Origin of the sequence: Mammaliicoccus sp. FSL K6-3158, assembly GCF_038005105.1 — a bacterium.
Classification (GTDB): domain Bacteria; phylum Bacillota; class Bacilli; order Staphylococcales; family Staphylococcaceae; genus Mammaliicoccus; species Mammaliicoccus sciuri.
In genome coordinates, this window is sequence record NZ_JBBOSL010000001.1 from 1,261,237 (window position 1) to 1,287,495 (window position 26,259).

The window sequence follows — 26,259 nt, forward strand, 5'->3', positions numbered from 1 at the left end:
AGTGTAACTAACCGCTGAATCTTTTTACAACCTGACTCTTTAATCATGTTTTATTTGTTTAGTAGAGAAAGTACGATATTTCATGTATAATGTTTTGAGTAGAAATGAGGAGATTTGATATGACTAAAGCTTGTTATCAATGGAAAAAATCAGAGCTCAATCAAAATATTGATCCACAAATCATAAAAAAATATAAAATTTCGCCACTTTTAGAAAAAACTTTAATTTCAAAAGGCTATACGTCTGAAGAACAAATTGAAAGTTTATTATCTAATGAAGTGTTATTCCACGATCCGATGTTATTAAGTGATATGGAAAAGGCAACTTCGAGAATACATAAAGCTATTGAAAATGATGAAAGAATATTAGTATATGGTGATTATGATGCAGATGGAGTTACATCTACAACGATTCTCGTCAAGACTTTAGAGTCAATGGGAGCTACTGTAGGTTGGTATATTCCTAATAGATTTACTGAAGGATATGGACCGAGTGAAGCGGCATTTAGAAATGCACATGATGAAGGTGTGTCTCTTATCATTACAGTGGATAATGGTATTCAAGGTCATCATGAAATTGATATTGCCAATGAACTTGGTATTGATGTGATTGTGACAGACCATCATGAATTTGGCGAAACAAAGCCGAATGCATATGCGATTGTTCACCCTATGCACCCTGATTTTAATTATCCATTTAAATATTTAGCTGGAGTGGGTGTTTCATATAAACTTTCTAAAGCACTTAAAGCAGATATACCAGATGCGTTCTTAGGTTTAGTTGCTATCGGTACGATTGCCGACTTAGTGAGTTTAACGGATGAAAATAGATATATGGTTAAACAAGGGTTGCGCATTTTGAATGAACAACCTTTACCAGGGATAAAAAGTTTATTGTCCGTAGCTGATTTTACGGATGAAGTAAGTGAACAAACAGTCGGCTTTATTATCGGACCTCGTCTGAACGCAGTTGGTAGATTAGATGATGCTCGATTAGCTGGAGAATTGCTTATGAGCGATGATGACGATGAAGCGATGTTCTTAGCTGAAGAAGTGGACCAATTTAATACAGAACGTAAAGCAATTGTTGAAAATATTACGAATGAAGCAATGGAGCTAGCTGAAATTGAAATGCAACAAAATGCCCAATTTCTAATACTTGCAAAAGAAGATTGGAATGAAGGTGTATTAGGTATTGTGGCTTCAAGAATAGTTGAGAAGTATCATTTACCAACAATTGTATTAAATGTGGATATAGAGCAAAATCACGCGAAAGGTTCTGCTAGAAGTATTGAACAAGTTTCAATGTTTGAATTTCTAACAAACCATAGCGATTTGATTCGTAAATTTGGTGGCCATCATATGGCGGCTGGTATGACATTAGATATTGACGCGATTGAACCATTGAAGAAAGCTTTGAATCAAGATATGCACAAAATAACAGAAGGAAAAAAATTATTACCGCAGTTAATCGTTGATGCAGAAATAGAAACTTCAGATATTACGGTTGATAACATATTTGATTTAGAAAGATTAAGACCTTTTGGTACAGATTTATTAGCGCCACTATTTTCAATTAGTAATGTTCCGGTCAAATCTGTTAAAGGTATTGGTCAAGGAAATAAACATCTTAAATTAACATTAACAGACAAAAATATTGCAGCTTTACATTGGAATGCTGGACATCTCATTCATGATATTTCAAATGATACGACAATTAATGTTGCAGGTAGTTTAAATGTTAATGAATGGAATGGACATCAATCTCCACAAATTATTCTTAAAGATTTAGCGTTGAGTAATGACCATGCTATTTTTGATTATAGAAGTAAAAATAAACAGGACTTGTTAAAAATTGATCAAGACAATGCACTGTTTGTGATTAACCCTTCATCCGAGAAAATAAATGAGCAATATATACATTATGGTGATACGTATCCAAATGAAGTCGAAACGTGTGTGCTGAGAGATTTACCACAAGATTTAGAAACATTCAAACAAACTTTATCTAATATTAAAGCCGAAAAATATTATTTAGTATTTAAAGGGCAAACCAATTCATACTTTGAAGGTATTCCAAGTGATGAAAAGTTCAAGCAAGCTTATAAAGCTTTATATATGAATCAATCAACCAATATTCAAAATGATGGTATGAAATTATGTGAAGCTTTAAAAATTAAACCTGATCAATTGAAATTCATTTTAAATTGCTTTTATGAGTTAAACTTTATTACAATGAATCATGGTATAATTGAAATAAATAAAGATGCGGGAAAAAATGACATACAAAACGCACCGTTATATCAAGCAAGAAAACAACAAATAGAAATAGAAAAGACATTGTTGTACAATGATAGCCAATCATTAATCAGTTGGATACATTCATTGTTAAGTGATGTTGAGGAGGAAGTATAATGGATTTAAAACAATATGTTTCAGAAGTACAAGATTGGCCAAAACAAGGTGTTAACTTTAAAGATATCACGACAATTATGGATAATGGTGAAGCATACAAATATGCCACTGACCAAATCGTACAATATGCTCAAGACAAACAAGTTGATGTCGTAGTAGGACCAGAAGCAAGAGGATTTATTATTGGTTGTCCTGTGTCATATGCAATGGGTATTGGCTTTGCACCAGTACGTAAAGAAGGGAAATTACCTCGTGAAGTGATTCGTTATGAATATGATCTTGAGTATGGGTCAAATGTGTTAACAATGCACAAAGATGCAATCAAATCTGGTCAACGTGTATTGATTACTGATGATTTATTAGCAACAGGTGGAACAATTGAAGCGGCAATTCACTTAGTAGAATCATTAGGTGGAATTGTAGTGGGTATTGCATTTTTAATTGAACTTAAATATTTAAACGGCATTGAAAAATTAAAAGGTTACGATGTTGTTTCGTTAATTTCATACGATGAATAAAATAGTCACATTGTGGCTATTTTATTTTTAATAATTATAATTAACGGTGGCATATTACTATTGAAAATTGCTATAATAGTAATATTCAAGAGAATTTTATTTGAAGAGGTGGTGTCCCTATGAATAAAGAATATCCATACAGTGCTGATGATGTTTTATATAAAGCTAAAAGTTACTTATCTGAAGATGCATATCGTTTAGTAGAAAAGAGTTATGATTTGGCTTTTAAAGCACATCAAGGACAAATTAGAAAAAATAATTTGCCATATATCATGCATCCTATTCAGGTAGCGGGTATTTTAACCGAAATGAAATTGGATGGTCCAACTATAGTTGCTGGATTCCTTCATGATGTAATTGAGGATACACCTTATACGTATGATGATTTGGTAGAAATGTTTAATGAAGAAGTAGCCATAATTGTAGATGGTGTTACAAAATTAAAAAAAGTTAAATATAAATCTAAAGAAACGCAACAAGCTGAAAATCATAGAAAATTATTTATAGCGATTGCTAAAGATGTCCGAGTTATATTAGTTAAATTAGCAGATAGATTACATAATGTTCGTACTTTAAAAGCGATGCCTAAAGAAAAGCAAAAACGTATTGCTAAAGAAACGTTAGAAATCTATGCACCACTTGCGCATAGATTAGGTATCAATACAATTAAGTGGGAACTTGAAGACATTTCATTAAGATATATTGATAGTGTTCAATATTTTAGAATTGTTAATCTGATGAAAAAGAAAAGAAGCGAACGAGAAACATATATTGCGAATGCGATTAAAGATATAGAGTCTGAAATGGAAGTTATGAATATTTCTGGCGACATAAGTGGTAGACCTAAACATATCTATAGTATTTATAGAAAAATGGTCAAACAGAAAAAACAATTCGAACAAATTTTTGACTTACTTGCAATAAGAGTGATTGTCCCTTCAATCAAAGATTGTTATGCTGTGCTAGGTCTTGTCCATACATTATGGAAACCAATGCCTGGTCGATTTAAAGATTACATAGCGATGCCTAAACAGAATATGTATCAATCGCTGCATACTACAGTCGTTGGTCCAAATGGAGATCCTTTAGAGATTCAAATCAGAACATTTGAAATGCATGAAATTGCAGAACATGGGGTTGCAGCTCACTGGGCATATAAAGAAGGTAAAAATTTAAGCAATAAATCAGAAGAATATTTACAAAAAATGAGTTGGCTACAGGAAATAGCTGAAACTGACAATACTTCACCTGATGCAGAAGAATTTATGGAATCATTAAAATATGACCTTCAAAGTGATAAAGTGTATGTCTTTACACCTGAAAGTGATGTTGTTGAATTACCATATGGAGCAGTTCCAATTGATTTTGCATACGCTGTTCACAGTGAAGTTGGTAATAAAATGATTGGTGCGAAAGTTAACGGCAAAATCGTTCCTATCGATTATAAGTTATCTACTGGTGATATTGTCGAGATTAGAACGAGTAAACATTCATATGGGCCAAGTCGAGATTGGTTAAAAATCGTCCGATCTTCAAGTGCGAAAAGTAAAATCCGCAGTTTCTTTAAGAAACAAGACCGCTCTGCCAATATTGAAAAAGGTAAATTTATGATTGAAGCGGAAATTAAAGAGCATGGATACAATGTAGATGAAGTATTAAATGCTGAAAACATTAAACTTGTTAACGAAAAATATAATTTTTCAAATGAAGATGACTTATATGCTGCAGTTGGTTTTGGTGGCATAACTGCCTTACAAGCTGTTAACAGACTTACTGAAAAGCTAAGACTTGAACGTAAGAAACAATCGCTTAATCAAGTGCAAGAAGTCAATAAATCCATTCCAATTAAACAAGATATTAGAACAGATACTGGTGTCTATGTCGAAGGTTTAGATAACATGCTTATTAAACTTTCAAAATGTTGTAATCCAATACCTGGTGATGAAATCATTGGCTATATTACAAAAGGTCATGGCGTTAAAGTTCATCGTAAAGATTGCCCGAACATCGTTAATGAAAATGAACGATTAATCGATGTTGAATGGGTTAAAAATACAAATGAACAAAAAAATTATCAAGTAGATTTAGAAATTACAGGTTACGACAGAAATGGATTATTAAACGAAGTACTTCAAGTTGTGAATGCAATTAAAGTACAATTAGTAAAAGTTTCAGGTAAAGCTGATATAGATAAAAATGCAGTTATTAACATTAGCGTAATGGTTAAAAATGTGAATGACGTATATAGAATTGTTGATCGAATTAAACAATTAGGCGATATTTATACAGTAAGTCGTGTATGGAATTAAGAGGTGAATTTTTTTGAAAGTTGTTCTACAAAAAGTAAGCCAAGCTAAAGTAACGTCTGAAAATACTCAAAATGAAATTAAACAAGGATTTTTATTATTAGTGGGTGTTGGACAAGAATCAACTTATGCAGACGCAGATGTTATCGCTAAGAAAATAGCAAAGACAAGAATTTTTGAAGATCAAGAAGGTAAAATGAATTTAGATATACATCAAGTCGGTGGTGAAATCTTGTCGATATCACAATTTACAATATATGCTTCAGTAAAAAAAGGGAATAGACCTGGGTTTACGAATGCTAAAAGCCCAGATGAAGCATTAAAGATATATGAATATTTTAATGAACAGTTAGATTCTTATAACATTAATGTGAAAACAGGAGAATTTGGCGCACATATGGATGTGTCATTAATCAATGATGGACCAATTACGATTATATTCGAAAGTAAGGATGGTAACATTCAATGAACCGAATTAATTTATGGTTTAAAAAGAGGAGAATAAAGCCTGTTCCTGTCATCAGTGTTGCCATTTTACTGATTGTTTTGTTAATCATTATTATTTATTTATTGATTCCTAAAGAGGACGAACCTAAAACACTATCTATGAAAGAAGATGGTGAGTTAAGAACTGGACCTGCCGCTTATTATCCAATTATCTTTGATGTAAAAAAAGGAGATAGTTTTGATATAACAGACAGAGAAGGAAAATGGTTTGAAGTCAAAAATGATCAAAATGAAAAAGGCTGGATTGCTGGTTGGCATACAAATCTTGATATTAAAGAAGATGTTAATCCAGTATTAAAACCATTAAAAGGAAAAGTGATTATAATAGATCCTGGTCATGGTGGAAGTGACCAAGGCGCATCGAGTTCAAAACATAAAGATGTAACCGAAAAAGTCATTACATTAAAAACTGCAAAAGAGCTTAAAGAAATGCTTGAAACTGAAGGCGCTAAAGTGAAAATGACGAGAACAAAAGATGAATATGTTAAATTAAAAGATAGACAAGGTGATGGAGATGTCTTTATAAGTATCCATAATGATGCGTTAGATTCATCAGCACCACATGGTTTAACAGTTTATTACCATCATGATTCTCAAAAAGAATTTGCAGATACGTTACAAACTTCAATTAATCAAAAATCCATACTATCTGATAGAGGCGTAAGAAACGAAAACTTCCAAGTGATTCGTCAAACTAAAATGCCTGCAGTATTGTTAGAGTTAGGTTATATTAGTAACCCTACAGATGAAGATTTAATTGTTGATAGAAAATATAGACACATTGTTGAAACAGGGATTGTTGACGGTTTGAAAGTTTACTTTTCAAATTAGATATTGACTACTACAGATTATGGGTTTAATATTAATATAAATTATGAAATAGATTATATACCGTTTATTCTTGAATAGTATACCGTTATAGTAGGAAACAGAGAGTATAACATTTGCTGAAAGTTATATGAATACTGCGTATACTTTTGAACACAAGAAGAGGGAATCTTACGAAAATAAGATCGGTTAACATCCGTTACAATGTTGTTAAGTGAGTATTTAATGAATCATTAAATACTAATTAGGGTGGCAACACGGATAATTCGTCCCTTGTATGTATATGCATACAAGGGACTTTTTATATTTTAAAGGAGGAAATATTATGATTAATATACCACGTGGTACACAAGATTTATTACCAAAAGATACTTATAAATGGCAATACATTGAGAACAAATTACATGAGTTAATGAGAATATATAATTATAAAGAAATTAGAACACCAATATTTGAAAGTACTGAACTTTTTAGTAGAGGTGTTGGTGATTCAACAGATGTTGTACAAAAAGAAATGTACACTTTTAAAGATAAAGGTGATAGAAGCATTACATTACGACCTGAAGGTACTGCAGGTGTTGTTAGAAGTTACATCGAAAACAAAATGCAAGGTGAACCAAATCAACCTGTAAAACTTTATTACAATGGTCCAATGTTCCGATATGAAAGAAAACAAAAAGGGCGTTATCGTCAATTTGTTCAATTTGGTGTAGAAGCGATTGGATCAGAAAATCCTTCTATTGATGTTGAAATTATTTCAATGCTCGTACACATTTACAAATCTTTCGGATTGAAAGACTTAAAATTAGTCATCAATAGTATTGGTGATGCAGAATCAAGAGCTGATTACACGAAAGCATTACAAGCGCATTTTGAACCAGTAATTGATACTTTCTGTAGCGATTGTCAAAGTAGATTACACACAAATCCAATGCGTATATTGGATTGTAAAGTAGACCGTGATAAAGAAGCTGTTAAAAATGCACCTAAAATTACGGAATACTTAAATGACTATTCTAAACAATATTTCGAAGAGGTTAAAAGTTTATTAGACGAACTTGGTATCGAGTATGAAATAGATACGAATTTAGTGCGTGGTTTAGATTATTACACTCACACAGCATTCGAAGTGATGAGTAATGCTGAAGGATTTGGTGCTATTACTACTTTATGTGGTGGCGGTAGATATAACGGCTTACTAGAATTACTTGATGGTCCAAAAGAAACAGGTATAGGTTTTGCATTAAGTATTGAACGTTTGCTACTAGCACTTGAAGCTGAAGGTATTGAAATCGAAGAAGAAGATTCAATCGACTTATTTATCGCGACAATGGGTGAAGAAGCGGATAGACTTTCAGTTCAATTAATCAATCAATTAAGAATGGCTGGTATTAGTTGTGATAAAGACTATTTACAACGTAAATTAAAAGGTCAAATGAAACAAGCGGATAGATTAAATGCGAGATACACGATTGTATTAGGTGAAAATGAATTAGAAAAACAAGAAGTAGAAGTTAAGAATATGGAAACTGGTGAAAAGACACTTGTTTCATTATCAGAATTAGAGAATTATTTAAAGGTGGAATCATAATGGAAAAAAGAACAACATATGCTGGTAAAATAACTGAAGAATATATTGGTCAAACGGTTACTTTAAATGGTTGGGTACAAAAAAGACGTGACTTAGGTGGTTTAATATTTGTTGATTTACGTGACCGCGAAGGCGTTGTACAAATCGTTTTTAACCCAGATTTCTCTCAAGAAGCTTTAAGTGTTGCTGAGAAAATCCGTTCTGAATATGTCATTCAAGTTAAAGGTTTAGTAACTAAAAGAGATGAAAAATCAATTAATGACAAAATCAAGACTGGTAAAGTCGAAGTACAAGTTTCTGAAATTACAATTTTAAATGAATCTGAAACACCGCCATTTTCAATAACAGATATGAATGATATTGACGAAAATGTACGATTAAAATATCGTTATATCGACTTAAGAAGAGAAAGTTTAGCTCAAACATTTAAAATGAGACATCAAATTACACGTGCAGTAAGAAATTACTTAGATGAAGGTGAGTTTTACGAAGTAGAAACACCTGTATTAACTAAATCTACACCAGAAGGTGCAAGAGACTATTTAGTACCATCTCGTGTACATGATGGAGAGTTCTATGCTTTACCTCAATCTCCACAAATATTTAAACAATTATTAATGATTGGTGGATTTGATAAATACTATCAAATCGTTAAATGTTTTAGAGACGAAGATTTAAGAGCGGATAGACAACCTGAATTTACGCAAATCGATATCGAGATGAGCTTTGTTGATCAAGAAGACGTTATCAAAATGAATGAAGGTCTTATGAAACGCATCATGAAAGATGTAAAAGGTATTGATATTACAACACCATTTCCACGTATGACATACGCTGAAGCAATGGAAAGATACGGAATTGATAAACCAGATACAAGATTTGGTATGGAACTGATTAACTTATCAGAACTTGCTTCAAAAATGGACTTTAAAGTATTTAAATCTACAGTTGAAAATGGTGGAGAAGTTAAAGCAATCGTTGTTGAAGATGGTGCGGCTGACTACTCTAGAAAAGATATCGACCAATTACAATCATTTGCAAGTATTTATGGTGCTAAAGGTTTAGCGTGGGTTAAAGTAACAGAAGAAGGCTTAAATGGTCCGATTAGTAAATTCTTTGATGAAGACATTACTGCTGAATTATTAAACCAAACTGAAGCTAAAGCTGGAGACTTAGTATTATTTATAGCAGATAAAAAAGATGTCGTAGCAGCAAGTTTAGCGCAGTTAAGAAATAAACTTGGTAAAGATCGTGGTTTAATTGATCCAAATAAATATAATTTCTTATGGGTAACAGATTGGCCATTATTTGAATACGATGAAGAATCAGAACGTTATGTTGCAGCGCATCATCCATTTACTGCACCTAAAAAAGAACATGAAGAAATGCTTGAAAATGATCCAACAAATGTTGAAGCCAATGCGTATGATATTGTTTTAAATGGTTTTGAATTAGGTGGAGGATCTATTAGAATTCATAAATCAGAACTTCAAGAAAAAATGTTTAAAGCCCTTGGATTTACAGAAGAACAAGCACAAGAACAATTTGGATTCTTAATTGAAGCGTTCAAATATGGTGCACCACCACATGGCGGAATTGCATTAGGTCTAGATAGATTAGTTATGTTATTGTCAGGTAGAACAAACTTAAGAGATACAATTGCATTCCCTAAAACAGCAAGTGCTTCTTGTCTATTAACGGATGCACCAAGTGAAGTATCTACGAGCCAGTTACATGAATTACATTTGCAACTTGATTTAGATGAAAAATAATTAAAAGTATAAATACTTGTTATTTAGAAGAATTATGATAGAATAAATTTATAAGGTAGTCATCTGAAGTGTTCGTAATAAGCTTTTTATATTTTGACCTAACACTTTTGATCAAGGGAGCCTAATTGGTTTTCTTAATAGCGCATACGCCTCGTAAGGAGGACATGCAAAATAAGAAACAGGGCACCCACCTGTATATAGCAGGCCAAAATGATCTAGCACTTAATATTACGGCACAATTGGATTCTATCGGTACGCAAGACTTTATGTCTTGCGTATTTTTGTGTAAAGGAGTAAATAATGATGAAGCATCAATTTTCAAGAAATGAATTAGCGATTGGTAAAGAAGGCTTAGATTTATTAAAAAGTAAAACAGTAGTTGTCCTAGGTGTAGGCGGTGTAGGTTCATTTGCTGCTGAAGCATTAGCGAGAACTAATATTGGTCATATCATATTAATAGATAAAGATGATGTAGATATCACAAATGTAAATAGACAATTACATGCTTTAACAACAACAATTGGTCAATCAAAAGTAGATTTAATGGAAGAGCGTATTAAATTAATTAATCCTGATTGTAAAGTCACTTCATTGCATATGTTCTATACTGAAGAAACTTACGAAGCTTTATTTAATGAATACGACATTGATTATTTTGTAGATGCTAGTGATACAATCATGTATAAAGTTCATCTTATGAAAGAATGTTTAGAAAGAGGTATCGATGTTATCTCAAGTATGGGTGCTGCAAACAAAACAGACCCTACTAAATTTGAAATAGCTGATATTTCTAAAACACATACAGATCCTATGGCAAAAATAATACGTCTAAAATTAAGAAAAATGGGTATTCATAAAGGTATTAATGTTGTATTTAGTGATGAAAGTCCTATTATGATAAGAGAAGATGTAAAAGAAGTTGTAGGCGATAAAAACGCAAAAGTTAGAAAGGCGCAAATGCCACCATCATCTAATGCTTTTGTACCAAGCGTTGTTGGGTTAATTTGTGCAAGCTATGTTGTGAATGATATTTTGAAAGATATCCCAGTAAAAAGAATCAAAGATAAATAGCTAGCAGCTTTGATAATAAAAAATGAGACTGGATACGTCCAGCCTCATTTTTTTAAGTTGCGATATATTTCTGCTAATTTTTGTTCAGATTTAGATGTAAGCTTAGGTTGATAATATTGTTTGCCTTTTAAAGTATCAGGTAAATATTGTTGTTCTACATATCCGTTTTCATAATTATGTGGGTATTTATAACCAATTGCATTTCCTAATTCTTTTGCACCTTGATAGTGTCCATCTTTCAAATGTTTCGGAACTAAACCAGCTTTACCTTTTCTAATGTCTGAAAGAGCTTCATCAATAGATACAATTGCTGAATTAGATTTAGGTGATAAACAAAGTTCGATGACTGCTTGGCTTAAAGGTATACGGGCTTCTGGAAAGCCAAGTCGTTCACTCGCTTCAATAGCAGATAATGTTCTAGCTGCAGCACCCGGAGAAGCTAAACCGATGTCTTCATAGCTAATCACAAGAAGGCGTCTTGCAATAGTTGGCAAATCTCCCGCTTCAATTAATCTAGCTAAATAATGTAGCGCTGCGTCGACATCACTACCTCTAATAGATTTTTGGAATGCACTCATAACATCATAATGTTGATCACCATCTTTATCGTGTTGGAAAGCGTTCTTTTGAATACAAACTTGCGCATCTTGAATTGTGACGTGACGTTTATTATCTTGAATATCAGCACTGAGTACAGCAAGTTCTAGCGCATTTAATGCACTTCTCACATCACCGTAACTTGCTTTTGCAAAATATTCTAACGCGTCTTTGTCTACAATAGGGGCATATGAGGCTAATCCATTTTCTTTATCTTCAATCGCTCTGTTTAAAGCAATTAAAATATCTTCTTCGTTTAGAGGATATAGTTCAAAAATTTGCGTTCTGCTTCGTATAGCTGGATTGATAGCATGGTATGGGTTTGACGTCGTTGCACCAATAAGTACAATTTTGCCTGATTCTAAATGAGGTAATAAGAAATCTTGTTTTGCCTTATCTAATCGATGAATTTCGTCTAGTAAAAGTATAACTTGTCCAGACATTTTGGCTTCTTCAACAACAAGTTGCATATCCTTTTTAGTGTTAGTGACAGCATTAAGTTGTCTAAATTTATATTGAGTACTCCCGGCGATAGCTTGGGCGATACTCGTTTTTCCAATTCCCGGAGGTCCATAAAAAATCATAGAAGTTAACTTTTTAGTGTTAACCATTCTTCTAATAATGGCTTTTGGACCGACTAAATGTTCTTGGCTTATAACATCATCTATCGTTTGAGGACGCATTCTATAAGCTAATGGTTCGTTTTTCATTTGGAATCAACCTTTCTAATTACTCAAAGTGTACAAAAAATGATAAAATGAATTAATAATATTTTTTTAGAAAATAAGAGGTGTAGTACATGAAAATTTCTACTAAAGGACGATATGGCTTAACACTTATGATATCGTTGACTAAGCGTTATGGTCAAGGATGTACATCTTTAAAGTCAATCGCTGAAGAAAATAATTTAAGTGATTTATATTTAGAACAATTAGTAGGACCACTACGTAATGCTGGTCTTATTAAAAGTGTAAGAGGTGCCAAAGGGGGCTATCAATTACAAAAAGCACCATCAGAAATTACGGCTGGTGATGTGATTAGATTGTTAGAAGGGCCAATTACACCTGTTGAAGGTATAGAAGACGAGCCACCTGCACAACAACAATTGTGGATTCGTATTAGAGATGCTGTAAAAGAAGTTCTAGATAATACAACACTAGAATACTTAGCAAATTATACAAATGAAGATGAACTAGAAGGATATATGTTCTATATCTAGTTCACAAATTAAATTGGATAGCAACCTTCAAGACGAATATTGGAGATTGCTATCTTATTTTTTATTGCTTAACTGTATTGAATTCATGCCTAACTGCACAAAATATTCCGTTATTTTAACAGTTAAGCATGAATATGTGCTAAGTAGTGTAATATTCCCCTTCGATGTAACTTTCATATTAAGATAGTTGTACACTACAACAAAGGGGAGAGTATATGAAAAATTTAAAACGATACATATTAAGTGTAGTAGCAGTTTTATTATTAAGTTTCATAGCATTACCGTTTGAAGTTAACGCAAAGACAGATGGTCCGTCATCTAGAGTTATATTACCTAAAAATGATCGTACACAAATTACGAATACAACGTCTGCACATTATCAATCTATTGCATTCGCTGATATCGGAGGTACATCAATTGCATCAGGTGTAGTTGTCGGTAAAAATACCGTTCTTACAAATAAACACGTTGTAGATGCTACTAATGGTGATGCTTCTGTATTAAAATTCTCACCAGGAGCAAATGGCGATGGGAATTTCCCAGCTGGTACATTTACAGCAACTGATTATAAAGTAGCGCCAGGCGGTGAAGATTTAGCAGTTGTTACAGTCGGTAAAAATAGTAATGGTCAATCTATTGGTGACGCTGTTCAAGCAGCAACAATCGCTGATACATCTTCAGTTAAAAAAGGAGATGACATTACGGTAACAGGTTATCCAGGAGATAAACCTATCGCGACATTATGGGAAAGTAAAGGTAATGTATTATCTGCTTCAGGTAGTGACGTATCTTACGACTTAAGTACTTATGGTGGTAATTCAGGTTCACCAATCTTTAATTCAAATAGCCAAGTTATTGGTTTACATTATGGTGGCGTACCAGATAGCCATAACAGTGGCGTGCTTTTTAACAGAAGTGTTCAACAATTTATACAAAGTAATTTAAAATAAAAAAACGATCATAAAGTGATAAGTTATCACTTTATGATCGTTTTTTTATGCTTCCCCGTATACATCATCTACAATTTTCTTGAATGATTCATATGATTGATATTGTTTATCTAAATCATAAATATAGCTTACCGCCATAATTTCATCGACATTGTATTTCTTTTGGAAATCTATCAATTGTTGTTTTACAGTTTCTTCACTACCTATGAAAGAAGTGTTTGTTTTAGATTGTGCCATATATTTTTCCTGTGGAGACCAAATGTTTTCAAGTTGATCAGTAGGTGGTTGTAATGGCATGCGCGCATTTCTTACAATGCTTAAAAACATTAAGTGCATTGTTGAAGATAAATATGTCGCTTCTTCGTCAGTTTCCCCGACAATAACATTTAAACAAACGGCCATATAAGGTTCATTTAAATATTCTGATGGCTCAAATAAGTCTCTATATATTTCGATTGCTTGAGACATTTGATCTGGTGCAAAGTGTGCTGCAAAGACGTATGGTAAACCTAATCGAGCAGCTAAATGTGCAGAGTCCGTTGAAGAACCTAACACATAAATCGGAATGTTTGTATCTACACCTGGATATGGTCTTACATATGATTGTTGTTCTTCAGGACCAAAATATTGTAGTAATTGTTTAATATCATCACCAAAAGTATATACACCTTTATGTGAATCTCTTCTTAGTGCAGAAGCGGTCATCATATCCGTACCTGGTGCTCGCCCTAAGCCAAGATTTAATCTATTTGGAAACATTGTAGCCATTGTTCCAAATTGCTCAGCAACAATAAGAGGTGCATGGTTAGGCAACATGATGCCGCCAGAACCTACTTGAATAGACTCTGTATGTTCAAGTGTATGTTGAATGAGTAAAGCAGTTGCAGAACTCACTAAATTTGGTGCATTATGATGTTCAGCAATCCAATAACGTTCATAGCCTAATTTTTCTACATTTTGAGCGAGTGATACCATATTCTTAATGGCATCTTGCTCCGTTTCACCTTTTCTAAGTGGAACTAGATTTAATGCAGAAACTGGGAATTTTGATTTCATTTTGTGACGCTCCTTACATAATTATATATTGGAAGTATATCAACTGTATTTATGTTGTACTATTTAATTGCTCAACAACATTTGACTATTGTGTTACTAAAAGTTATAATAAATGCAAATTTACAGAGAGGTGGCATCAATATTAGGCATGGATATCCAATAATTTTTTGCGCTAATAGAAAATAACGTAAAAAAAACCATTGTGTTGCACAAAGATGATTGGATAAGTATGTCTATAATATGATGTTGCCGTTACAAACTGAGAATAGTGTAATGGTGCGTCTTCATGTGTAATACATGGGTAGAGGAGGCTACATTATGCTATTTTTATTTGAAGAAAAAGCATTAGAAGTTGAACGTAAAGTATTAATACCCGAGTTGACTTTTTCAATAGAGGACCATGAACATTTAGCAATCGTTGGTGTTAATGGTGTTGGAAAATCAACATTATTAAAAGTCATTCATCAAGATCAATCAGTTGATTCAGCGATGATGGAACAAGATTTAACACCTTATTATGATTGGACTGTTATGGATTATATAATTGAATCATATCCTGAAATCGCAAAGATTAGATTGCAACTTAATCATACAGATATGATTAATAAATATATTGAATTAGATGGATACATTATAGAAGGTGAAATCGTAACAGAAGCAAAAAAGCTCGGAATAAAAGAGGAACAACTAGAACAGAAAATTTCTACTTTAAGTGGTGGAGAACAGACAAAAGTATCATTTTTAAAAGTGAAAATGTCTAAGGCATCATTACTATTAATCGATGAACCAACAAACCACATGGATTTAGAAATGAAGGAATGGTTGACGAAAGCTTTTAAACAAGAACAACGTGCTATATTATTTGTATCCCATGACCGAACATTTTTAAATGAAACGCCAGATGCTATATTAGAATTGAGTCTTGATGGGGCTAAGAAGTATATCGGTAAATACGATAAATACAAACAACAAAAAGATATAGAGCATGAAACATTAAAGCTACAGTATGAAAAACAACAAAAAGAACAAGCGGCCATTGAAGAAACGATTAAAAAATATAAAGAATGGTATCAAAAAGCAGAACAAAGTGCTTCTGTGAGAAGCCCATATCAACAAAAACAATTAAGTAAGTTAGCGAAACGGTTTAAATCAAAAGAACAACAATTAAATCGTAAACTTGATCAAGAGAATATGGCTAACCCACATAAAAAAGAGAAAACTTTCTCAATACAACATCATAATTTTAAATCACATTATTTAGTTCAATTTAATCATGTTTCGTTTGCTTATGATAACCGGAAAATATTCGATGATGTATCATTCTATATTAAGCGAAATCAAAATGTTATTGTTGAAGGCAGAAATGGTACAGGTAAATCAACTTTAATCAAATTGATACTCGGTGAACTCGAGCCAACTAAAGGTGATATAACTGTTCATCCAGAATTAGAAATTGGATATTTCTCTCAAGATTTTGAGAATTTAAATATGCATCATACTGTCTTAGACGAAATATTAGAAATTCCTGAAATGAAAGAAGCAGATGCAAGAACCATATTAGCAAGCTTTTATTTTGATAAAGATAGGATAAATGATGTTGTTGAAACACTATCGATGGGTGAAAAATGTAGGTTACAATTTGTAAAATTATATTTTTCAAATCCTCATATTATGATATTAGATGAGCCAACAAACTATTTCGATATTGGCATGCAAGAAAAAATCATTCAATTAATACAATCATTTCAAGGTTCGGTCCTTATTGTATCTCATGATGATTATTTTAAATCACAAATTAAAGATCAAATATGGACGATAAAAAAACATCAAATGACGCATGAAAATGTTCAAGTCAAAGATCCAATTAATACAGAATCTATGAAACATCAATTAAAAGAATTAGAACAATATACAGATGAAAGAAATCGTGAAACAGAGTTCTAGTCTTTTCATAAAAATGGTGCTAGAATAGGTACATTGAAAACTAAGAAAGGACGTTCAACATGAAAGTATATGCAGATTATGCAGCAACTACTCCAGTTAAGCCCGTTGTAACTGAAAAAATAACAGAAATATTATCTGAACACTTTGGTAACCCGTCATCTATTCATTCAATAGGGAGAGACGGTAGAAAGTATTTAGATCAATCAAGACGAGAGATTGCTACATTATTAGGTGCGAGTCCTCAAGAAGTTATTTTTACTAGTGGGGCAACAGAGTCTAATAATACAGCAATAAAAGGTATAGCACGAAAACGAAAACATATAGGTCAACATATTATAACGAGTAGAATAGAGCATCATTCTGTATTGCATGTCTTTGAAGAACTTGAACGTGAAGGTTTCGATGTTTCGTATATAGATGTAAATTCAGTAGGTACTGTCGATATTGATACTCTGAGACAAGCAATTCGACCTGATACGACATTAGTGTCAATTATGTTAGTGAATAATGAAGTCGGCACAGTTCAACCTATGTATGATATTGCAGAAGTCATAGAAAATACGGATATCGTATTTCATGTTGATGCTGTTCAAGCTATCGGTCATATGCCAATTGAATTCGATGAAATGCCAGTTGATTTGTTAAGTATAACTGCGCATAAATTTGGCGGGCCAAAAGGAATAGGTGCATTGTTGGTTAAACAAGGTGTTCAGTTCGAAACGTTTATACAAGGTGGCGAACAAGAAGTAAAGCGAAGAGCGGGTACAGAGAATGTTCCATATATATGTGGTATGGCAACAGCACTGAAAGACGCTTATGAACACATGAATGAAAGTAATATCCATTTAATGAACTTGAAAGAAAAGCTCATAGTAGGCTTGCAACAACGTGCAATTCCGTTTGAATTGAATGGTAGTATGACAGATACGACTGGTCATATCACAAATTTATATTTCCCATTTATTGAAGTTGAAACGATGTTAACGTTACTTGATATGGCAAATATATATGTTTCAAGTGGATCAGCATGTACAGCCGGTTCAACATTACCATCACACGTACTAGAGGCGATGTTTGGTGAAGATAATAGAGTGAATCAATCTGTAAGATTTAGTTTCAGCTCATTAACGACTGAAGAAGAAATTAATTATATCGTAAGTACGATAATGAAAATATACCAACAATTTAAGGAGGAAGAAAATGAATAATCAATCTACCCGCGTTGTCGTTGGGATGAGCGGGGGCGTAGATAGCTCGGTAACTGCACATATATTAAAAGAACAAGGTTATGATGTAGTTGGAATTTTTATGAAAAATTGGGATGACACAGATGAAAATGGTGTATGTACAGCTACTGAAGACTATAATGATGTCATTGAAGTATGTAACCAATTAGATATACCTTATTATGCAGTTAACTTTGAACAAGAATATTGGGATAAAGTATTTACGTATTTCTTAGACGAATATAAAAAAGGTAGAACACCTAACCCAGATGTAATGTGTAATAAAGAAATTAAATTTAAAGCATTTTTAAATCATGCACTTAAACTTGGTGCGGACTATGTTGCTACAGGTCATTATGCACGTGTCAATCGTGATGGTGATAAAGTAGAAATGCTACGTGGTGTAGATAACAACAAAGACCAAACTTATTTCTTGAATCAACTTACAAAAGATCAATTGTCTAAAGTGATGTTCCCAATTGGTGAGTTAGAAAAAAGTGAAGTAAGAAGAATTGCTGAAGAACAAAACTTAGCAACTGCTAAAAAGAAAGACTCTACTGGTATTTGTTTTATTGGTGAGAAAAACTTTAAAACATTCTTATCTCAATACTTACCTGCTCAAAATGGTAAAATGCAAACATTAGACGGTGTTGACATGGGTGAACATAGTGGCTTAATGTATTATACAATTGGGCAAAGACATGGTCTTGGTATAGGTGGAGACGGAGATCCTTGGTTTGTAGTTGGTAAAAACTTAAAAGAAAACATTCTATATGTTGAACAAGGTTTCCACCACGAAGCATTATATAGTGACTATTTAATCGCTTCTGATATTTCATTTGTAAATGATCTTGATTTTTCACAACCGGTGAAATGTTCAGCGAAATTTAGATATAGACAAAAAGATACACAAGTAACTTTAGAAAAAATTTCTGACAATCAAATTAAAGTGATATTTGACGAACCAGTGCGTGCAATTACACCTGGTCAAGCTGTCGTATTATATGACGGTGAAGTTTGTTTAGGTGGCGCAACAATCGATGAAGTTTATAAAACAGAAAAGCAATTAGATTATATGGTATAAAATATATAGACTGAGATAAATTTATGTCTCAGTCTATTTTTATTTTTGTTATAATAGCAAGTAATGATATTTAAAGGAGTCACAACATGCATAGTGAAGAACAAATTGTTAAATTAATTCAAAATAAAAAATTCGACGAAGCTTTGTCCCTTTTATTTGAAAATATAGAAGAAGATCCGAAAGAAGTAACCAATTATATCAATGCAGGGACAATATTAGCAGAAGCAAATGATATTGAAAGAGCTGAGAAATTCTTTCAAAAGGCCATTACTATAAACGAAAGTCATGGTGGTGCTTATTATAGTCTTGCAAATTTATACTACAACCAACAGCGTTTTGAAGAAGCAATTAAGTTATATCAACATGCGATAAAAAGAGAGCTTAATGATGCTGATACTAATTTTATGTTAGGAATGAGTTTCAACGAATTAGGTGCGTATACTGAAGCTTTGCCGTATTTAATGAGAGCTCATGAGCTAAATGAAGATGATGTAGAAATTGGATTCCAATACGGATTAACATTATGCCAATTAGAAATGTTTGATGAGGCCATTGTGCAACTTGAAAAAGTATTAGAAAAAGATTCAAAACATGTAGACGCATTATACAATTTAGGTTTGGCTAAATATATGAAAAATGAAAATGCTGAAGAAGCGCTTGTTTATTTTAGAAAAGCGGTCCACATTCAACCAGATCATTTATTAAGTGGTCATGCTATCAACATGTTTGAACAATTATTAGAAGAGGAGGACTAACATTGGAAAACTTATCTTTATTTGATCTTTCACATGTTAAAGGTGAAGTTATTAGAATTCTTTTTCAAAACAGTGATAACTATTATACCGTTATTAAAGTCGATGTGATGGATTCAAATGAAGATTTTGATCAAGAAGTCACAATTGTTGGTTACTTACCTCAAATAGTTGAAGGAGAAACGTACCTTTTCAAAGGTAAAGTGACAAACCATCCGAAATACGGTAAACAACTACAAGCCGAAACATTTGAAAAAGAATTACCACAAACAAAACAAGGTGTTATCCATTACTTATCGAGTGATTTATTTAAAGGTATTGGTAAGAAAACAGCAGAAACAATCGTGGACAAACTAGGTGAAGATGCACTTCAGAAAATTATAGATGACCCAGATGTCCTTAAAGAAATACCTAAACTCAACAAGCAAAAAAGAGATACGATTGCAGAATCAATACGTGAGAATCAAGCCATTGAACGTATTATGATTAAACTTAATGAACTTGGTTTCGGTCCAAAACTCGCGATGGCTATTTATCAATTTTATAAAGAAGAAACACTTAATATTATTAAACAATCTCCATATCGTTTGGTGATGGATATAAATGGTATAGGGTTTCAAAGAGCTGACCAAATAGCCGAACAAGTTGGAATTTCAAAAGATCATCATGATCGACTTGTAGCGGGTGTCAGTTACTTTTTAGACCAGCAATCATTACAGAATGGCCACACATTTTTACCTGTTGATATATTGGTTAACGGTGCATATGAATTGTTAAATCATAATCAACCTGAAGTTGTAAATAAAGATCAGATTAATGGTGTCATTATAGAAATGAGTGAGGAAAATAAACTTATTATCGAAAATGATAATTGTTTTTTACCTTCACTTTATTATTCAGAAGCGAAAAGTGTGCAAATCATTCATAGACTTTATCAACATCAAGATGAACTTAAAGAAATTGAGAAAAGTGATCTTCAATTACACATTGGTCAAATTGAAGATATGAATGATGTTTCATATGCAGATGGACAAAAATTAGCGTTAGAAACAGCCATTAATCATAAAATGATGCTTTTAACAGGTGGACCTGGAACAGGTAAGACAACAGTTATTCGAGGCATTTGTGAGTTGTATTCTGAAATACATGGTGTGAGTTTAAATTATGATGATTATCAAGAAGGAACAGACTTTCCAATTGTATTAGCAGCACCGACTGGTCGAGCAGCAAAACGTTTAAGTGAATCAACAGGACTAGAAGCGATGACGATTCATAGATTAATTGGTTGGAGTAAAGATACGCAACCGGATGATGTGTTAGATAATGATATTCATGCCCATTTAATCATTTTAGATGAAATGTCTATGGTAGATACATGGTTAATGTATCAATTTTTAAGAGCAGTCCCTGACTATGCCCAAATCATATTTGTAGGTGATGAAGATCAATTACCATCAGTTGGCCCAGGTCAGATTTTTAAAGATTTAATTGATTCTAAAGTGATACCGAGAGTGAACTTAACAGAAGTTTATAGACAACAAGAAGGATCATCCATCATAGACTTGGCGCATAAAATAAAAAATGGATTGCCTGTTTCTATCAATGAAAAACATCACGACCGCTCATTTATTCCGTGCAGTAGTAATCAAATTGCGACAGTCGTAGAAAAGGTTGTACAAGGTGCGGTTAATAAAGGTTATAATATGCAAGATATTCAAGTGCTAGCCCCAATATATCGTGGACCAGCTGGTATTAATAAATTGAATGAATTATTGCAAGATATATTAAATCCGAAAGATAAAGATACAAGATTCCTTCAATATGGAGAGGTTGAATATCGTGAAAATGATAAAGTACTTCAACTTATAAATCGTCCAGATGATAATGTATTTAATGGTGATATTGGTGTAGTAACAGGTGTTTATAAAGCAGAAGAAAATGCACTTGGTAAAGATGTTGTCATTGTGGATTATGAAGGGAATGACATAACATACACTAAACAAGATTTATCAGAAATTACACATGCTTATTGCTGTTCAATTCATAAATCACAAGGCTCGGAATTCCCAATAGTCATCATGCCTATCGTCAGACAATACTTTAGAATGTTACAAAAAAACATTCTATATACTGGACTAACACGTGCGAAACAGTCACTTGTCGTGTGCGGTGAAGAGCAAGCCTTTAACCAAGGTATCCAAACACTAGGTCATGAGAGAATGACATCGTTTGATAAGAAATTAAAAATGTATTTCGATACTGATGTTGAAACGGATACTGAGTCTGAAACAGAAACTATACAAACGAAACATATTATTTTAACTGAAGATAATATGTTTGAAATCGATCCGATGATTAATATGAATGATAAATCGCCATATGATTTTATGAAATAATTGACATCTAAAAATCGAGTGATTATAATCAAATAGAATACAAAAAAGAAACCGAGTAAATAATTAATTGTTTTAGAGACATGTTGGTTGGTGAGAAACATGACAATGATTATTGAACGCTACTTCTTTTATAAAATTTTAATAAACTTAAAGTGATGACTTATAGTCATAACTAGGGTGGTACCGCGATACGTTCGTCCCTTTTTTAGGGGATGGGCGTTTTTTTATTTTAATTGAGGAGTGAAGACAATGAAAAAATTAAAAGCTAGTGAAATCAGACAAATGTATATTGACTTTTTTGTTGAAAAAGGACATATGGTTGAACCATCTGCACCTTTAGTGCCGATTGATGACGATACTTTATTATGGATAAACTCAGGTGTTGCGACATTAAAAAAATATTTTGATGGTCGAGAAATCCCTAAAAATCCTAAAATTGTAAATGCTCAAAAAGCAATTAGAACAAATGATATTGAAAATGTTGGTTTTACTGCAAGACACCATACATTCTTTGAAATGTTAGGAAACTTTTCAATTGGTGATTACTTTAAACGTGAAGCAATTGAATATGCTTGGGAATTTTTAACGAGTGATAAATGGATGGCAATGGATCCAGAAAAATTATATGTAACGATTCATCCTGAAGATACGGAAGCATATGATTTATGGCATGACTTGATTGGACTTGAAGAAAGTAGAATTATTAGAATCGAAGGTAACTTCTGGGATATCGGTGAAGGACCATCTGGACCTAACACTGAAATATTCTACGACAGAGGCGACACATATGGGAAAGAAGATCCAGCTGAAGAAATGTATCCAGGTGGAGAAAATGAACGTTATTTAGAAGTGTGGAATTTAGTATTTAGTGAATTTAACCATAACGCTGACCATACTTATACACCACTTCCAAATCAAAATATTGATACAGGCATGGGTCTTGAGCGTATGACATCTATTTCTCAAGATGTGCCAACGAACTATGATACAGACTTATTTATTCCAATTATCGAACAAGTCGAAGCGGTTAGTGGATTAAAATACTTAGAGAATAAAGAACAAGATATCGCATTTAAAGTTATTTCAGACCATATTAGAACAATCAGTTTTGCGATTGGTGACGGTGCGTTACCTGCAAATGAAGGTAGAGGATACGTACTAAGAAGGTTACTTAGAAGAGCTGTTCGTTTTAGTCAAACACTTAATATTAACGAACCATTCTTATATAAATTAGTTGATATCGTAGCAGATATTATGGAACCTTATTACCCAAATGTAAAAGCACAAAGTGATTTCATTAAAAAAGTTGTAAAATCTGAAGAAGAACGTTTCCATGAAACACTTGAAGAAGGTTTAGCAATTTTAAACACAATGATGGTATCAGCTAAGCAGCAAGGTAATGTATTATCTGGATCAGATGCATTTAAATTATATGATACGTATGGTTTCCCAATCGAGCTAACTGAAGAAATTACTGCACAAGAAGGCATTACAATTGACAATAAAGGTTTTGAACATGAAATGCATCAACAACGTGAAAGAGCGAGAGCTGCACGTCAAAAGACGCAATCAATGCAAGTTCAAAATGAAGTGCTTGGCAGCATCAATACACCAAGTAAATTCGTTGGCTATGACGTAACAGAAGCACAAACAGAAATTACAGATATTATATTTAATGGTGAATTAGTTGATGAAGTTGAAAGTGGAGAAAACATCCAATTTATTTTAAGAGAAACACCATTTTATGCAGTATCAGGTGGTCAAGTAGCGGATAAAGGTATAATTCGTCATGATCAATTTGAAATTGAAGTGACAGAAGTTATAAAAGCACCTAATGGTCAAAATTTACATGCTGGACATGTGACATTTGGACAAGTTCATGTTGGTGAAACTGTAGAAGCTATTGTTAATAAAGATGATCGTAAATCAATTATCAAAAACCACTCAGCAACTCACTTATTACATGCAGCTTTAAAAGAAGTTTTAGGTACGCATGTTAATCAAGCCGGTTCATTAGTTGAAAGTGATAGATTACGATTTGACTTCTCACACTTTGGCCAAGTTACACAAGAAGAATTAGAAACAATCGAAAAAATTGTTAACGAAAAAATTTGGCAAAACATTCCTGTAGTAATCGAAGAAATGCCAATAGAACAAGCTAAAGAAAAAGGCGCTATGGCATTATTCGGAGAAAAATATGGTGATGTTGTAAGAGTTGTTGAAATGTCATCATACTCAATTGAGTTATGTGGTGGTATACACGTACGTAACACAAGTGAAATTGGTATCTTCAAAATTGTTTCAGAATCAGGTACAGGTGCAGGTGTTCGAAGAATCGAAGCTGTAACAGGTAGAAAAGCATATGAAACATTAAAAGAAACTGAAACAATCCTTAAAGATGTTATGCAACATGTCAAAATTAAGGACCAAGCAAGAACAATTGAAAAAATCGAACAAATTCAACAACATAATAAAGACTTAGAAAAAGAAGTTCAACAAAAGAACAAAACAATTACTGAATTAAAATCAGGTAATATTGAAGATAGTGTTGAAGAAATTAATGGCATTAAAGTACTTTCACAATTAGTTGAAGCTGAAAATCCAAAAGTATTAAGATCCATCATGGATGATTATAAATCTAAAATGCAAGATACAGTTCTATTATTAGCTAGTGTCAATGGAGATAAAGTTTCACTAGTTTCTTCAGTACCAAAAGATTTAACGGATAAAGTTAAAGCTGGAGACATTATTAGAGAAGCTGCTCAAATTACAAACGGTAAAGGTGGCGGTCGCCCTGATATGGCTCAAGGCGGCGGAACAGATCCATCTAAAGTAACAGAAGCATTACAGTTTGTTAAAGACTACATTAAAACGCTATAATTTTACGTGTAATTAGAATATGATATAATTAATATTAAGTTAATGGAGTTAGGGAGTGTAAATAAAGATGAATAATTTTGATAAAACTATGAAATTTAACTATGATGATTTTCCAAAAGAAAATGTCAAAACAGTACTACAAAATGTTTATCGAACTTTAGAAGAAAGAGGCTATAATCCAGTAAATCAAATAGTCGGTTATTTACTTTCTGGCGATCCAGCTTATATACCTAGACACAACGAAGCAAGAAATCAAATAAGACGTTTAGATAGAGATGATATTATGGAAGAGCTTGTATCACACTATTTAAAGCAAGAAAATGAATTCAATGCTTAAAAACAGGATAATAGGTTTAGACGTTGGTAGTAAAACAATAGGTGTAGCTGTAAGTGATGCGATGGGTTGGACAGCGCAAGGTATAGATACACTCCGCATTAACGAAGAAAACGAAGATTTTGGAATTGATCAACTTTTAAAAATCATTGATGAATATGATGTTGATACTGTCATTATAGGATTGCCAAAAAATATGAACAATTCTATTGGTCCTCGCGGAGAGGCATCCATTCAATTCAAAGATTTACTTCAACAAGAAAGACCAGAATTAAAAATGGTAATGTGGGATGAAAGACTAAGTACAGTTGGTGCTGAACGCACATTATTAGAAGCAGATGTTTCTCGAAAGAAAAGAAAAAAAGTAATAGACAAAATGGCAGCTGTATTTATATTACAGGGTTACCTAGATTCTATTAAATAATTGATGAGGAGAATGAATAATGACTGAACATAATCACGAAGGACATTTAGAAATTAACAATGAGGAAGAATTATTAACATTAATAGACGAAAATAATAATGAAGTCTTATACCGTAAAGTATTAGAATTCTATCACCCAGAATTCAAAAAAGAATACATCATCTTAGCTGAAGAAGGTACAGCAGATGATGAAGAAATCGAATTAATACCAATGATCAATGAAGCTAATGACGACGGTGAAGGTGGTAAATTATTACCAGTTGAAACTGACGAAGAGTGGGATATGATTGAAGAAATCGTTAATACTGAAATGGACGATGTTTAAAATTTAATATGTAATAGTACACTTTACCCCTAATGTGATATAATCATTAGGGGTATTTATTTTAC

21 protein-coding genes, 1 other RNA gene and 1 other annotated feature are annotated in these 26,259 nt (G+C 32.7%); of the genes, 20 read left to right on the forward strand and 2 right to left on the reverse strand.

What is annotated here, in order from left to right:
- Positions 1-119: 119 nt before the first annotated feature.
- The 9 genes from recJ (at position 120) to MHH94_RS06355 (ending at position 11,007) form a co-directional block, all read left to right on the forward strand.
- Complete coding sequence (gene recJ, locus MHH94_RS06315; RefSeq protein WP_058592083.1) at positions 120-2,414, forward strand: single-stranded-DNA-specific exonuclease RecJ; 2,295 nt, start codon at positions 120-122, stop codon at positions 2,412-2,414.
- On the forward strand, positions 2,414-2,932 hold the full coding sequence (locus MHH94_RS06320; RefSeq protein ID WP_058592084.1) for an adenine phosphoribosyltransferase: 519 nt from the start codon (positions 2,414-2,416) through the stop codon (positions 2,930-2,932). Before recJ ends, MHH94_RS06320 begins: the two co-directional genes overlap by 1 nt.
- Positions 2,933-3,051: 119 nt before the next feature.
- A complete protein-coding gene (locus MHH94_RS06325) occupies positions 3,052-5,241 on the forward strand; it encodes a RelA/SpoT family protein (protein ID WP_025904255.1) in 2,190 nt (729 codons plus the stop codon).
- A 13-nt stretch (positions 5,242-5,254) separates the two neighbouring features.
- Positions 5,255-5,707 carry a D-aminoacyl-tRNA deacylase gene (dtd, locus tag MHH94_RS06330; RefSeq protein ID WP_058592085.1) on the forward strand — a complete coding sequence of 151 codons (453 nt, stop codon included), beginning with the start codon at positions 5,255-5,257 and terminating at the stop codon, positions 5,705-5,707.
- Complete coding sequence (locus MHH94_RS06335) at positions 5,704-6,576, forward strand: N-acetylmuramoyl-L-alanine amidase (RefSeq protein ID WP_340840182.1); 873 nt, start codon at positions 5,704-5,706, stop codon at positions 6,574-6,576. Before dtd ends, MHH94_RS06335 begins: the two co-directional genes overlap by 4 nt.
- A 322-nt stretch (positions 6,577-6,898) precedes the next feature.
- Positions 6,899-8,164, forward strand: a complete 1,266-nt coding sequence (hisS, locus tag MHH94_RS06340) for a histidine--tRNA ligase (RefSeq protein ID WP_058592086.1) — start codon at positions 6,899-6,901, stop codon at positions 8,162-8,164.
- Positions 8,164-9,936, forward strand: a complete 1,773-nt coding sequence (gene aspS / locus MHH94_RS06345; protein ID WP_058592087.1) for an aspartate--tRNA ligase — start codon at positions 8,164-8,166, stop codon at positions 9,934-9,936. The genes hisS and aspS overlap by 1 nt, the downstream gene beginning before the upstream one ends.
- Positions 9,937-9,993: 57 nt before the next feature.
- A non-coding RNA gene (gene ssrS, locus MHH94_RS06350) (6S RNA) lies at positions 9,994-10,186 on the forward strand.
- 53 nt (positions 10,187-10,239) lie between these two features.
- Positions 10,240-11,007, forward strand: a complete 768-nt coding sequence (locus tag MHH94_RS06355) for a tRNA threonylcarbamoyladenosine dehydratase (RefSeq protein ID WP_048539653.1) — start codon at positions 10,240-10,242, stop codon at positions 11,005-11,007.
- A gap of 44 nt (positions 11,008-11,051) precedes the next feature.
- Here the strand turns inward: MHH94_RS06355 and MHH94_RS06360 are convergent, their stop codons facing one another.
- A complete protein-coding gene (locus tag MHH94_RS06360) occupies positions 11,052-12,314 on the reverse strand; it encodes a replication-associated recombination protein A (RefSeq protein WP_325887574.1) in 1,263 nt (420 codons plus the stop codon).
- Positions 12,315-12,403: 89 nt separating this feature from the next.
- Between MHH94_RS06360 and cymR the strand changes: the two genes are divergently transcribed.
- Complete coding sequence (cymR, locus tag MHH94_RS06365) at positions 12,404-12,823, forward strand: cysteine metabolism transcriptional regulator CymR (RefSeq protein WP_025904248.1); 420 nt, start codon at positions 12,404-12,406, stop codon at positions 12,821-12,823.
- Between the two features lie 215 nt (positions 12,824-13,038).
- Positions 13,039-13,773: a trypsin-like serine peptidase gene (locus MHH94_RS06370; RefSeq protein ID WP_058592089.1), complete on the forward strand. Its 735-nt coding sequence runs from the start codon at positions 13,039-13,041 to the stop codon at positions 13,771-13,773.
- A 45-nt stretch (positions 13,774-13,818) separates the two neighbouring features.
- Here the strand turns inward: MHH94_RS06370 and MHH94_RS06375 are convergent, their stop codons facing one another.
- A complete protein-coding gene (locus tag MHH94_RS06375; protein WP_048539656.1) occupies positions 13,819-14,829 on the reverse strand; it encodes an LLM class flavin-dependent oxidoreductase in 1,011 nt (336 codons plus the stop codon).
- Positions 14,830-15,147: 318 nt separating this feature from the next.
- On the opposite strand from MHH94_RS06375, the gene sal(A) reads away from it, so the two are divergent.
- The 9 genes from sal(A) (at position 15,148) to MHH94_RS06420 (ending at position 26,194) form a co-directional block, all read left to right on the forward strand.
- Entirely contained in the window at positions 15,148-16,773 is a 1,626-nt protein-coding gene (sal(A), locus tag MHH94_RS06380) for an ABC-F type ribosomal protection protein Sal(A) (protein ID WP_208182423.1), read from the forward strand.
- A 59-nt stretch (positions 16,774-16,832) separates the two neighbouring features.
- The gene (locus MHH94_RS06385; protein ID WP_340840191.1) at positions 16,833-17,981 is read left to right on the forward strand and encodes a cysteine desulfurase family protein; all 1,149 of its coding nucleotides are present in this window, start codon (positions 16,833-16,835) and stop codon (positions 17,979-17,981) included.
- Positions 17,974-19,083 (forward strand): tRNA 2-thiouridine(34) synthase MnmA, encoded by a 1,110-nt coding sequence (gene mnmA / locus MHH94_RS06390; protein WP_340840192.1) that lies wholly within the window; start codon positions 17,974-17,976, stop codon positions 19,081-19,083. Before MHH94_RS06385 ends, mnmA begins: the two co-directional genes overlap by 8 nt.
- Positions 19,084-19,169: 86 nt before the next feature.
- Positions 19,170-19,838 carry a tetratricopeptide repeat protein gene (locus tag MHH94_RS06395; RefSeq protein WP_340840194.1) on the forward strand — a complete coding sequence of 223 codons (669 nt, stop codon included), beginning with the start codon at positions 19,170-19,172 and terminating at the stop codon, positions 19,836-19,838.
- A gap of 2 nt (positions 19,839-19,840) precedes the next feature.
- Positions 19,841-22,231, forward strand: a complete 2,391-nt coding sequence (gene recD2, locus MHH94_RS06400; RefSeq protein ID WP_107609390.1) for an SF1B family DNA helicase RecD2 — start codon at positions 19,841-19,843, stop codon at positions 22,229-22,231.
- A 39-nt stretch (positions 22,232-22,270) separates the two neighbouring features.
- Positions 22,271-22,436, forward strand: a binding site (T-box leader).
- 44 nt (positions 22,437-22,480) lie between these two features.
- Positions 22,481-25,111: an alanine--tRNA ligase gene (alaS, locus tag MHH94_RS06405; protein WP_078355868.1), complete on the forward strand. Its 2,631-nt coding sequence runs from the start codon at positions 22,481-22,483 to the stop codon at positions 25,109-25,111.
- A 67-nt stretch (positions 25,112-25,178) separates the two neighbouring features.
- Positions 25,179-25,448: an IreB family regulatory phosphoprotein gene (locus MHH94_RS06410; protein WP_037588397.1), complete on the forward strand. Its 270-nt coding sequence runs from the start codon at positions 25,179-25,181 to the stop codon at positions 25,446-25,448.
- A complete protein-coding gene (gene ruvX / locus MHH94_RS06415) occupies positions 25,441-25,869 on the forward strand; it encodes a Holliday junction resolvase RuvX (protein ID WP_058592364.1) in 429 nt (142 codons plus the stop codon). Before MHH94_RS06410 ends, ruvX begins: the two co-directional genes overlap by 8 nt.
- A gap of 19 nt (positions 25,870-25,888) precedes the next feature.
- Entirely contained in the window at positions 25,889-26,194 is a 306-nt protein-coding gene (locus tag MHH94_RS06420) for a DUF1292 domain-containing protein (RefSeq protein ID WP_025904237.1), read from the forward strand.
- The last annotated feature ends 65 nt before the right edge of the window (positions 26,195-26,259 follow it).